Origin of the sequence: Streptomyces collinus Tu 365 (genome assembly GCF_000444875.1) — a bacterium.
GTDB lineage: Bacteria > Actinomycetota > Actinomycetes > Streptomycetales > Streptomycetaceae > Streptomyces > Streptomyces collinus_A.
The window spans coordinates 4091705-4102982 of record NC_021985.1 but is presented as its reverse complement, the minus strand read 5'-3'; the positions used below and the strand labels follow the sequence as shown (position 1 = coordinate 4102982).

Below are 11278 nucleotides of genomic sequence, written 5' to 3'. Positions count from 1 at the left end.
TAGCAGATGACGTCAACTGTCCGGCTGCTGGGCGGGCGCCCTGGGGGCGGAATCCGTCGATTAGGCTCTGAAGCATGGCCGACGCACCGTACAAGCTGATCCTCCTCCGCCACGGCGAGAGCGAGTGGAACGCGAAGAACCTGTTCACCGGCTGGGTGGACGTCAACCTCAACGAGAAGGGCGAGAAGGAGGCGGTCCGCGGCGGTGAGCTGCTCAAGGACGCCGGCCTGCTCCCCGACGTGGTCCACACGTCCCTCCAGAAGCGCGCGATCCGCACCGCGCAGCTCGCCCTCGAGTCCGCGGACCGCCACTGGATCCCGGTCCACCGCAGCTGGCGCCTGAACGAGCGGCACTACGGCGCGCTGCAGGGCAAGGACAAGGCGGCCACGCTGGCCGAGTTCGGCGAGGAGCAGTTCATGCTCTGGCGCCGCTCGTACGACACCCCGCCGCCCCCGCTCGCGGACGACTCCGAGTTCTCCCAGGCGCACGACGCCCGCTACGCGACGATCCCGCCGGAGCTGCGCCCGCGCACGGAGTGCCTGAAGGACGTCGTCGTCCGCATGCTTCCGTACTGGTACGACGGCATCGTCCCCGACCTCCTGACGGGCCGCACGGTCCTCGTCGCCGCCCACGGCAACAGCCTGCGCGCCCTGGTCAAGCACCTGGACGGCATCTCGGACGCCGACATCGCGGGCCTGAACATCCCGACGGGCATCCCCCTCTACTACGAGCTGGACGCCGACTTCAAGCCGGTCACCCCCGGCGGCAAGTACCTCGACCCGGAGGCCGCGGCGGCGGCGATCGAGGCGGTCAAGAACCAGGGCAAGAAGAAGTAAGCCCGCACGCTCAAGCCCCCTGCCTGCGGTTTCTCCGCGAGTAGGGGGCTTGTTGCTGCCTCTGGGCCGTCTCCGGGCCGTCAGCCGGTTGATCGGGCCGTGCTCAGTGCTCCAGGAAGCCCGGCTGCGGCTGTTCTCTCTCCTCTGCCCGGGCCCCCACATCACGAAGGGCCGAGACGGCTGCCGCCGCGTCTTCCTGGGGCACGCCGGCCAGAATGACGGCGGGCGCCTGCGCCGCCAGAACCTTGCTTCGCCAGAGGCTCAGCCCCGTCAGCCGACGCACGACCTGGACGACGTCCATCACGCGGACACCAGGATCGGTGAGCACCACGTCATGCGGCACCTCGTCGCACACCAGCACGAAGTACTCGTCGGCCATTGCTCTCCCCGCCCTTCTCCGGTCCGGAGCGTACGAGCCCTCAACCGTCGTGTCGCATCCTTTTGGCGGCGTCGAAGACAGCGCCCACGGCCTTGCGGGTCCGCTCCTGGCTCGACGGCATGAGGTGCGCGTACACGCGGAGAGTCAGTCCAGGGTCCGAGTGGCCGAGGTACTCGGCGAGGGCCTTGATGTTCTCGCCCGCGTCCAGGAGCACCGAGGCGTAGAAGTGCCGCAGGGCGTGCATGCCGTTCTCGCGTGCCTCGGCGTACGACCCGCCCGGCTTCCTGAGCGGGCGGTCGAGAGCTCCCGTGGCGGTCTCCGCGCTTGGTGGCGTACTTGGCGATGTAGGCCGCGACGGCCCGCTCGGTCAGCTCCTGGCCGCCGTCGAAGTCGGCCAACGGCCCCGTCATCGACGGCCGTGCGCACACCTTCGCCTTCGGCCGAGAGCTCGACGTGCGCACCATCCGCTCAGTAGTTCGGCGGTCGCCCAGGCTGGGGGCGGAGTGTCGCCGCCGCCGGGGCCGTCGAGGCGGATCACGGCGTGGAAGTGGACGGCTCCGCGCTTCTGGTACTCGGCGACCTTGGCGAAGTGCGTCCGCCGTCTCATTCATGAACTCGGGTAGTCAGGATGAGGGAGGTATTTCCTCCATGACACCGGTCAGCGGCTGTCCCGCCTCCGCCCACTGTCGGAGGCGGTCACGACCGATCAGACGGATGCCGACATGGTTGGCAAACTCAACTGCATCCTTCGTGAAGCCGCCATTGGTAACGGCAAAGGCAATGTCAGCCTTATGGATGTCTTTCGCAGTTCCGTTCACCTCATAAAGGTCAGGCGCACCGACGTTTCGGCGGCCTGCAGTGTGCTTGCATTGAAAAACGAAGCGTTGCCCGAAGTACCCGGAGGCGATCACGTCGGCCGCTCGGTCGTTTTTGCGACCTCCCGCCTGAAGGACTGAAAACCCATCTCGCTTCAGGAGCGCTACTATCAGCCTCTCGAAAGCGCCATGGTCGAGCTGGTCAACCGCCTCCATCGGGATCGTGGAGACAGAAGCAAAGAGCGCTTCAGGCTGCCTCTGTACCATCTCGACGACCTGGCCGGCGATCCGTTGAACGGCGTCTAGCTGTCGCTTGAGCTCGTCCGGAGCAATCACGACAGTCCGCATTCTGGCGCCGAAAAGCATATCGTCCCGCACTATGTCTTCATGTCTAGCCAATAGCGAACCCCAGAAGCGACGCTCCACATTCACGAGTTGTCGCCGAATGCGCAGCACGTCGAGTTTCTGAGCGTTCAGGAAAGCTTGGAATTCAGTACTAAGACTAATCAGGTGATCTGCATACAGGAACGAGATCTCCGTGACACCCTCCACTAGCGCATCGTCCATCGCGGCGTCAAGAAGATCGGCGATCACCAAGACAGCGTCGAGGAGAGCAGCGAGTCTGGTGATCTGTTCGCCAAACGATGGTACGGGGTAGGGCTCGTCGGCTCCGTTTGCGATGCTCTTCAGCATCTCCACCATGACAGCAACGTGGTTACCGCCGGTGTCGATCTCATCGGCCAGAATCCCCCGGACCGCGAGCAAGTCGAAGTGCTCCATGCGCGCAGGCTACCTGTGTAGGCATGGCTCAAGACTCAGCGTCTCCAGCCCAGCGCCGTTGTGTGCCACAGTTGTGCCAGACGCGAAGGTCATCAGCAGTCAACCAGGGTGACTGCGGGCGTTTCACGCCCGCCAACTCGACAGACATAACCGCAGGTCGCCCCCTGACACGCAGCCTCGCTCCTCACGTGGCGCTCGTGTCACCCGTGGACTCGTCCAGACCTGGCCTCCGGAGCCGTGCGCGCAGGTTCGCACCCTGCCGGGGTATACCGCTTGAGGGTGCCCGGAGGCCCCTCACTAGCGGGAATCGGTGATGCCGGGGGCTTCATACCAGCGCGGTTGCAATCGGTCCAACTGGCTTTTTGTAGCGGCCAGTTAGGCCAGACTCAGGCTATGCCGGTGAGCACTCCCCCCTCCCTTACGTTCGCTCCTCTCGCGCCTCTCCCTGTACCGCCGCGCAGGGTAGTTCTGATCAAGAACCCGCACACGGTCGCTCGCCGGCTGATGCGCAACGCTGGGGATGGACCCTTGCCCGCTCTGGCGATGCGCGTACAGGGCCGAGCCCGAGAGGAGGTTCGGGCCTTCCTCAGCGAGGACGGGTTCCGTGAGCATCGCCTCTATGTCCTGGAGATTGCTGGCAGCCACCCTCACATCAAAATCGGTTACAGCTCCGATCCGTGGGGGCGGTTGACCCAGCACATCGGGGAGATGAACCGCTGGTACCACACATTGATCAGGGCCCATGTCTCTGAGCCACTGAGTGACAAGCACAGCGGAAGGCAGGCTGAGGACCGAGCACACAGCTTCATGCGAAGGCTCTACCCTGTTGCGGCGCCGAGTTCTCGTGAGACGTTCATGGGCACGGACTTCAACGCCGGCACAGCTTGCGTGGATGTCGCTGTCTCCTTGACGAAGTACCCCGCCTGCGCCTGAGCCAGGGACGCGGTGGGCTGGGAGGCGCCTGGCTAGCGCAGACCCTCACCGAGCCCAAGGAAGTCCTGCGCGGCAGCCAGCCCAGCACTCAGGTAAGCAGGAGGGGCAGTGTGCCATTCGTGTGCCAGATTCTACGGAGAATCACGGGGAACAGCGGGGACTTGGCTGCGCATCCGAGAGATCCGAGCACCATATCGATGCTGGTCACACCAGTGTTCGCCGCCAGAAGACCCAAGCTTCCCAAGCTGAGGTCTCACCCCTGTATCTGCCTATCAGTCCAACCAGACGAGCACCGCGTCGTCCGCTCTGGCGGCGGCCTCGAAGAACTGAGTGAGGTCGTCGTACCAGTGACGACCCCACTCCAGTGCGCCAGGCTCGCCCCATCCGAGGGGGTACACCTCGGCGCTGGTCAGTTCGGCAGGATCCACACCTCTCAGGAGCTGGTCATAGTTGGTAGCCCGCAGAGCCTCCGCTGCGAGCTTCGGGTCTCATGGTTGGACCGCCGAGCCGACGGCAGCGCTGACCGCAACGACGGCGGCACGTGGCAGCCCGGTAAAGGTTCCCAAGCTGAGGGCCGAACGCTGCCCGATAGCCTGTTTCCTGTGCCGTTCGCTCAGGCGCCAACGGGCGCCCTTCAGCTGAAGTGGGAGCTCCGGGACCATGGTTGGGCGAGGTGCCACCTGGCCAACGACTTTTCTCAGGCTTCGCTCGTAGTCAGCTACTGCACCGATGCGTTGGCGGATCTCGTGGCAGCTGCAGGAGGGCTGTACGGGCAGCAGCGCACGACCCGATTCTTCTTCGACGCCGAACCGCAGGAAATCCGCTGGGTGCTCCGTGCCGAGGATGCCCTGATCGACGTGACCATCTACGAGTTCCCCGATGTCTCGGTCAGCCCCGACCTACCGGACAGCGCCGGCACGGTGATCTGGCAGTCGGCACACTCGCGTCGCTTGTTCTCCCACGCCGTGCTGAACGCCGCTCAGACTGTGTTCACAGAGCACGGCGAGGCCGGCTACCAGGCCAAGTGGATGCTCCATCCCTTTCCCGTCGCTCTGGTCCAGGATCTCCGCAGACTGCATCTGCGTGACGACGCCTGCGGCCTGGCCCACGACCACGCACATCCCTAGGCGGACGAGGGATTCCCGACTTCCCAGGGCTCCCGGTTGCTTCGGGACGAAGGGGTCATCGCCCAAGGGCCGTCCGAGGGGCCGCTCGGCAGTGGCCAAACGCGACCACCAAGCGCACGTGTCCACCGCCTCTGAACAGTGAAAACGCAGGCTCCCAGGATTCCCCGCGCCCGGTTCAGTAGCTGGTCAGGTCCACGACCACGTCGCACAGGGGGTCGTCGGTCGGCTTTTGGGCGTGCTCATTGTCGAGGTAGCCGGATGTGATTCCGGCGAGCAGGCCGGGGCCGGTGTGGCTGATGATCACGTCGGCGCCGTAGGTGAGGCTTCCGTCGGGTGCTGTCAGGTACAGCCGCATGCGGTCGGTGCCGGTGATCACCAGCCCCTTGAAGGCGGGGAGGTGCGGTGTGTGATCGGCGACCAGGGCGCGAACGATCCCGGGCAGACGCTCGAAGACCGCTTGGTGGTGGTCCTGGCTTCGAGCTGTCACAACGTCGCCTGCCTTCGGGCCGTCAGGAAGATGGGGCCGTGCGCTCGCCGGGATCCGGCTCCTGTCGGAGGAAAACTCTAGGCGCCGAACGCCATCCCCTGCGGGCCTGCGCCCGTCCGTAGGATCCTGCCTCGGTGAGGAGAGGGTGTAGTCGGCCACGCGGATCCCATGGGAAGCCCCCGGCCACAAGCTGGACGGCTACGACTACCGTGCGGTGAGCATCGCGCCCCGGGCCGCCTGACGTCCCCACCTGAGGGCCGCGAGCGCTGACGCACCGCTCTTCAAGCGGTGATCCCGAGGCGCACGGCTGCTTGACCCCCCTGGCCTTCGGCACGGCTGCTTCACGGGCGTCGAAGCGGGGGTCGGCCTCCTTTCGGACCGGGCCCCATACCGTCATAGGCGGGTGGCGCGCATCGGCGCGTGGAGCAGGGGCCGCTTATGTAACGTCAGGCGATGAGGGGTGGCCGGGGCGGGCGCCGGTCTTCTCGCGGAGGGCGGCTGACAGGCGGTCGCGGGTCTCGGTCTGGGCGGCGATGCGTTCGTTGAGGACGGCCAGCCGTTCCAGCGCGACCTGTAGTCCCTTGTCCGAGGGCGGGGCGGCAGCCATGTCGCCGTCCAGGCAGGGCAGGAACACGCGTACGTCGTCCAGGACGAGTCCGGCGGACAGCAGGTAGCGGATGTTGCGGACTCGCGTCACGGTCAGGTCGTCGTAGACGCGGTAGCCGTTGGAAGCTCTCTCGGAGCAGATCAGCCCGGCCTGCTCGTAGTGCCGCAGCGCACGAGCGGTCGCCCCCGTCGCCCTGGCCAGCTCACCGATGCGCACCCGTTGCACCTCCCGGGCCACTCCTATCACGCCACGACGGCTCCTCCGTCGACCGGAAGGACGACGCCGGTGACGAACGACGCGTCCGAGGCGGTGAGTTGTGTGATCGCCCAGGCCACCTCCTCAGGGCGGCCGATCCGGCCCATGGGGGTGTGCGCCACCTGCCACCGCCGCACCGCGGACCTCTGCTCCGGCGTCAGGCCCTGGTGGTCCCCGATGGGGGTGTCGATCGCGCCCGGGGCGACCGCCACCACACGGATGCCGTGGGGTGCCAACTCGACCGCCCAGCTGCGGGTCAGCAGTTCCAGAGCGGTCTTCGTCGCCGCATAGACCGAGTTGCCGGGCCAGGCTCGCTGTCCCACCGACGTGCTGACGTTGACGATCACTCCGCCCGAGGTCTCCAGCAGCGGCAGCGCCGCCTGCGCCAGCAGGACGGGAGCGACGAGATTGGTGGCGAGCTGGGCCGTGACGTCCTCCGGTGTCAGCGTGCCGAGGGTGCCGCTGCGCACGATGCCGGCGTTGTTGACCAGTACGTCCAGCCGGCCGCACCTCTCCAGCACGGTCCGGGTGATCCGCTCCGGCTCGCTCTCGGCGGTGATGTCGGCGGGCAGCGGCGTGATCCGGTCGTCCCCCGCCGCGGTCTCCTTCAGCGGTTCGTCACGTCGGCCGATCGCGATCACGCGGGCGCCCTGGGCGGCGAAGGCGCGGGCCGTCGCCCGGCCGATGCCGCTGCCCGCTCCGGTGACGGCGACGACCCTGCCGCTTCGCGGTGCTGTGTTGTTCATGGCGGCATCGTTCAACCCTGCCGCCAGTGGCAAGGTCAACGTCCCGGCGGAACAAGTACCGCCCCGCCCGCGCCTCACGCCTCCGTGACGACCTCCGCGCGGAGTGCCGAGTACAGGGAAGGGGGCGCGCGCGGGGTGGCGTGGTGCTGTCGACATGGGACAAACCGGTCGCGTCACGGCGAGGGTGATCGCGCCGGTGACGACCGAGCCCCCTGCCCGGGGATCCCGTGGCAGGGGGCTCGGCCCGGTGCTGGGCCTGTCGCGCAGGTCGGCTCAGGCGTTGGGGCGCTTGCCGTGGTTCGACTTCTTCTTCTTGCGGGCGCGTCGCTTGTTGCCTCGCTTCGCCATGGCGCATTTCTCCCTAATGTGACCTGTTCGGTGACTTCGTCAGTCTAGGTTCGGCGCGGGGCCGACCGCATCAGCGCGGCCGACCGGGGAGGAGGGGTACCCGGCGCGACCGGCTCCACGCGGTCGCGTTCGGGGGGTACTCGGGCGAAGCCGGGTCGAATTGCGAAAGCGCAGGTCAGGAGGGTGAAAGGGCCCTGGCGAAGTGGATCTGTGCCGATCGCCACAGCGGAGGGGTTGCGCGGAGGCGCATACTGAGCCATGACCAAGCCTGCCGCGCCTAGGCGCCACCTGCCCACCAGCCCCTTCAAGGCTCCGGTCGCACCGGTTCCCAAGCACTTCGCCGTGGGGGACCAGGTCACGCACGACGTGTACGGACTCGGCCGGGTGATCGGTGTCGAGGACGGGATCGCCGCCATGGTGGACTTCGGCTCGGCGCAGATGCGGATCTTGAGCCCGTACGCCAAGATGACCAAGTTGTAGGACCGCAGTGCCCGGTCACGGCACACCAGGTCCCGTCCGGGACTTGTAACGAAAGAGAGTCCTCTCATCGAAACGACATCGCTGTTCTCCGCCGTGGAAGGCCAGCCCAGCCGCTCCGCCGCGGCCTCGCCGCCCCCGGCGACGAACCCCTTCCAGGCCCCCGACTTCGGGGACGAGGCGTTCGCGTTCGAGGACGTGGAGGAGCCCGCCCCGGGCCTCCGCGCCTCGCGGTCCAGGGCGGCCTAGCTCCCCAGGCCACACGCCACCCGCCCTGCACCACCCGCCCTGCACCACCCGCCCTGCACCACCCGCCGTGCATCACACGCGATGCATCACACGCGATGCATCACACGCGGTGCATCACACGCGATGCGCCGCACGCCCTGCGCCGTGCGGGGCGCGAGCCGTCGTCGGCGCGGACGTTCCCCGTGGCACCGGCCACCGTCGACGGCAGGACCTTGTCCGCCCCGCCCGCAACACGGCGGTCCCCGGCCATACTTGGTGGCCGGGGAGGCGTCTGCCGGGCGATCGGTCTGGGGTCGGCCCGCGGTCTGCGGTCTGTGGTCGTAGCGCGGTCAGACGCCCGTCGGGGTCCTCGGGGGCGTCGACTCCTGGGGCTGCGCCACGCACAGAGCCCAGATGACCACTCCGGAGAAGGCCATCATCAGGGTGGACCACAGGGGTGCGTACGGCAGGGACAGGAAGTTGGCGATGATGATCAGGCCGGCGATGACGATGCCGGAGATCCTGGCCCACATCGCCCCCTGGAACAGTCCCAGGCTCACCACCACGGCGACGGCGCCCAGGATGAGGGTGACCCAGCCCCAGCCGGTCAGGTCGAACCGGAAGACGTAGCCGTTGGCCGCTACGAACACGTCGTCCTTGGCGATCCCCATGATGCCGCGGAAGATGTCGATCACTCCGGCGACCATCAGCATGACGGCTCCGAAGAGCATCAGTCCGCCGGCCCACTGCTGCTTGCGCGCGTGCGTCTGTGTGGTGTGTGTCGTGGTCATCTCTCAGCCTCGCTTGCTCCGGCCGGCGCTCAGTGGGAGCTGGGCGTCCTGACCGGGGTGTCGCTGTTCGCCGGACGGGCGTCGGACAGGATCAGGGCCTTGGCCCGCTGGAACTCCTCCTGAGTGATGTCGCCGCGCTTGCGCAGCTCGGCGAGCCTGGCGAGTTCGTCCGTGCTGCTGGGCCGGCTGGTGGCAGCCGTCTCGCGGACGTAGGAGTCGAACATCTGCTTCTGGGCCTGGGCCTGCTCGATGTCGCGGCGGCCCATGTCCTTGCCCCGGGCGATCAGGTACACGAAGACGCCGAGGAACGGCAGCACGATCACGAACACGAGCCACCCGGTCTTCCCCCAGCCGCCCAGCGAGTCGTCCCGGAAGATATCGAAGACGATCTTGAAGAGCAGGAAGAACCACATGATCCAGAGGAAGAACCAGAGCATGGTCCAGAAGGCGCTCAGCAGGGGGTAGTCGTACGCGAGAAACATCTGCGTGTTCCCTTCGTCTCCCGCCCGGGTCCTCACCCGGATGGTGTCCTGGGTCCACGCTGCGCCCGAAGGGGGGCCGCCGGCCTCACACCGGCCGGGTGATTTCGTGTCGGGGCCCGCTCCGGACGTCCGCGTCGGCCGCCCGCCGCCTGCGCGCGCACCCCACGCCCGGCGACCGCGTGGCCGGCCGGCGGCGACGGCGCACCAGCGGCGGAACACCCCGGCACCCCGATGTCATGACCCTTCGCGACCGGGGAACTCGGCCGCCGAGAGCCCGCCGGGCACCCGTGCCGGGCGTGCTTCAGGGGAACACAAGGGGATACTGACAGATCATGGCCGTTGACCGAACGCGAACGCCACCACGGGGGTGATGACCATGCCACCCGATCGGCCCGACGAGTGGGCGGGTGGCGGCGCGTCCGCGGACTACCGGGGACGGCTGCGGGTCAGCGAGGCGCTGGCCGCGGCGGCCCGGGAGGTCACGGACCCGCGGCGGGTCCCGGACGCGCTGTGCGCGGCCTGCGTACGGCTGCTGCCGGTCAGCGGGGCCTCGGTGTCCATCTCCGGGGGCCGGGGCGTCCAGATGACCTGGTGCGCCAGCGACCGGGTGGCGGCCCGGCTGGCCGAGCTGCAGTACACGATGGGGGACGGGCCCTGCCACTCCGCCCTCGAACAGGGCGCCCCGGTCCTCGCGTCCGACCTCACCGCGGGCCGCGACGCGCGGCGCTGGCCGATCTTCGCGCACGAGGCGGTCGGGCTCGGCGTGTCCGCGGTGTTCTCCCTGCCCCTGGGCGTCAGCGGGGCCGCCCTCGGCACCCTCGACCTGTACTGCGACCGGGTCGGCGGCCTGTCCGAACCGGACCTGCGGACGGCGCTGTGGGTGCGGGACGCCGTCACGTACGCCCTGATGAGCACCCAGCCGGCGCACCCGGGCACCGAGGAGGCCACCGACGAGGAGGTAGCGTCCTGGGTGGAGGCGTCGGAAGCCGACCACACCGAGGTCTACCAGGCGGTCGGCATGGTGATGGTGCAGCTCGACGTCGACCCGGAGCAGGCCCTGGACCGGATGCGGGCCCGCGCCTTCGTCGAGGGCCGTACCGTCAGCCAGGTGGCCCGGGAGGTCCTGGCACGCAAGCTCCGCTTCGAGCCGGAGCCCGGCGGCGAGAACGGCGACGACGGCCCTCAGGACGACGGCCGGCGCGACGGAGAGGGAAGGGACGGTGACCGGTCATGAGCCGGGAACAGCAGCTCGCCGAGGCGGTCGTCGGGCTGGCCGACCCCTTCGCCGACGACGTCGACCCCGTGGTGCTCGCGGACCGGCTGGCCCGCGCCTGCGTCGACATCGCCGGCGCCGACGCCGTGGGCGTCATGGTCGCCTCGGCCCGCGGCGACCTGCGCACTCTGGCGGTCACCGACGAACGGGCGGCCTTCATGGAGCTGTTCCAGCTCCAGACCGACGAGGGCCCCTGCCTCGACTGCTACCGCGAGGGCCGGCGCGTCGACGCCCGCGACATGAGCGCCTGCAGCGACCGCTGGCCCCAGGTGGCACCCTTCGCGCTGCGCAGCGGCTTCGGCTCGGTGCACGCGGTCCCGCTGCGCGTCCACCGGCAGACCGTCGGCGCGGTCAACATGCTGATCCGGAAACCCGGCGGCCTGCCGCCGCTGGACCTGGAACTGGCCCAGACGCTCGCCGACGTCACCGCCGTCTCCCTGGTCACCTGGTCCGCGGACCGGGTGCGGCCCGCCGACGTCAGCGGCCGGGTCCAGGCCGCCCTGGCCGCCAAGGCCACCGTCGACATGGCGTCCGGCATGATCGCCGAGGTCGGCGGCCTGTCCCTGCCCGAGGCCCGTGCCGCCCTGCGCGCCCATGCCGGCGGCCACCGCGGGCGGTTGCTGGACACCGCGCAGGCCCTCGTCCGGCGCACCCTGTCGCCGCGGGACGTGCTGACCGCGGACGCTGACGCGCCGCCCGCACGCGACTAGGCTG

At 68.7% G+C, this 11278-nt stretch carries 14 protein-coding genes and 2 pseudogenes; 6 read left to right on the top strand and 10 right to left on the bottom strand.

From position 1 onward, the window contains the following. The first annotated feature begins 74 nt into the window (after positions 1-74). Positions 75-836 (top strand): phosphoglyceromutase, encoded by a 762-nt coding sequence (locus tag B446_RS17815; protein WP_020940844.1) that lies wholly within the window; start codon positions 75-77, stop codon positions 834-836. A gap of 103 nt (positions 837-939) precedes the next feature. Here B446_RS17815 and B446_RS17810 read toward each other — a convergent pair whose 3' ends face one another. The 4 genes and pseudogenes from B446_RS17810 to B446_RS17790 all read right to left on the bottom strand — a co-directional run. Continuing rightward, on the bottom strand, positions 940-1215 hold the full coding sequence (locus tag B446_RS17810) for a ribosomal protein L7/L12 (protein WP_020940843.1): 276 nt from the start codon (positions 1213-1215) through the stop codon (positions 940-942). A gap of 40 nt (positions 1216-1255) precedes the next feature. Then, positions 1256-1813, bottom strand: a pseudogene (locus B446_RS40280) (replication initiator); the annotation flags it as partial. 25 nt (positions 1814-1838) lie between these two features. Further along, positions 1839-2810 (bottom strand): restriction endonuclease, encoded by a 972-nt coding sequence (locus B446_RS36125; protein ID WP_020940841.1) that lies wholly within the window; start codon positions 2808-2810, stop codon positions 1839-1841. A gap of 1205 nt (positions 2811-4015) precedes the next feature. After that, positions 4016-4210 (bottom strand): annotated as a pseudogene (locus B446_RS17790) (DUF1877 family protein); the annotation flags it as partial. A gap of 135 nt (positions 4211-4345) precedes the next feature. Between B446_RS17790 and B446_RS17785 the strand changes: the two are divergent. Beyond that, positions 4346-4870 (top strand): hypothetical protein, encoded by a 525-nt coding sequence (locus B446_RS17785; RefSeq protein ID WP_020940838.1) that lies wholly within the window; start codon positions 4346-4348, stop codon positions 4868-4870. 175 nt (positions 4871-5045) lie between these two features. On the opposite strand, the gene B446_RS17780 is transcribed toward B446_RS17785, so the two are convergent. The 4 genes from B446_RS17780 to B446_RS41145 form a co-directional block, all read right to left on the bottom strand. Beyond that, on the bottom strand, positions 5046-5357 hold the full coding sequence (locus B446_RS17780) for a hypothetical protein (protein ID WP_020940837.1): 312 nt from the start codon (positions 5355-5357) through the stop codon (positions 5046-5048). Between the two features lie 436 nt (positions 5358-5793). Then, positions 5794-6180: a MerR family transcriptional regulator gene (locus B446_RS17775; RefSeq protein WP_043478512.1), complete on the bottom strand. Its 387-nt coding sequence runs from the start codon at positions 6178-6180 to the stop codon at positions 5794-5796. 26 nt (positions 6181-6206) lie between these two features. Next, positions 6207-6965 (bottom strand): SDR family NAD(P)-dependent oxidoreductase, encoded by a 759-nt coding sequence (locus tag B446_RS17770; RefSeq protein WP_020940835.1) that lies wholly within the window; start codon positions 6963-6965, stop codon positions 6207-6209. 273 nt (positions 6966-7238) lie between these two features. After that, complete coding sequence (locus B446_RS41145) at positions 7239-7313, bottom strand: 50S ribosomal protein bL37 (protein ID WP_106960698.1); 75 nt, start codon at positions 7311-7313, stop codon at positions 7239-7241. Between the two features lie 258 nt (positions 7314-7571). Here B446_RS41145 and B446_RS17760 point away from each other — a divergent pair, with 258 nt between their 5' ends. Together B446_RS17760 and B446_RS17755 are read left to right on the top strand one after the other, a co-directional pair. Beyond that, positions 7572-7793, top strand: coding sequence for a hypothetical protein (locus B446_RS17760; protein WP_020940833.1), 222 nt, complete (start codon positions 7572-7574; stop codon positions 7791-7793). A gap of 93 nt (positions 7794-7886) precedes the next feature. Then, on the top strand, positions 7887-8039 hold the full coding sequence (locus B446_RS17755; protein WP_234967508.1) for a hypothetical protein: 153 nt from the start codon (positions 7887-7889) through the stop codon (positions 8037-8039). Positions 8040-8368: 329 nt separating this feature from the next. On the opposite strand, the gene B446_RS17750 is transcribed toward B446_RS17755, so the two are convergent. Together B446_RS17750 and B446_RS17745 are read right to left on the bottom strand one after the other, a co-directional pair. Next, positions 8369-8809: a DUF7144 family membrane protein gene (locus B446_RS17750; RefSeq protein ID WP_020940832.1), complete on the bottom strand. Its 441-nt coding sequence runs from the start codon at positions 8807-8809 to the stop codon at positions 8369-8371. 29 nt (positions 8810-8838) lie between these two features. Beyond that, entirely contained in the window at positions 8839-9291 is a 453-nt protein-coding gene (locus B446_RS17745) for an SHOCT domain-containing protein (protein WP_020940831.1), read from the bottom strand. Positions 9292-9667: 376 nt separating this feature from the next. Here B446_RS17745 and B446_RS17740 point away from each other — a divergent pair, with 376 nt between their 5' ends. Continuing rightward, positions 9668-10525, top strand: coding sequence for a GAF and ANTAR domain-containing protein (locus B446_RS17740; RefSeq protein ID WP_020940830.1), 858 nt, complete (start codon positions 9668-9670; stop codon positions 10523-10525). Continuing rightward, positions 10522-11274 carry a GAF and ANTAR domain-containing protein gene (locus B446_RS17735; RefSeq protein ID WP_020940829.1) on the top strand — a complete coding sequence of 251 codons (753 nt, stop codon included), beginning with the start codon at positions 10522-10524 and terminating at the stop codon, positions 11272-11274. Before B446_RS17740 ends, B446_RS17735 begins: the two co-directional genes overlap by 4 nt. Positions 11275-11278: the final 4 nt, after the last annotated feature.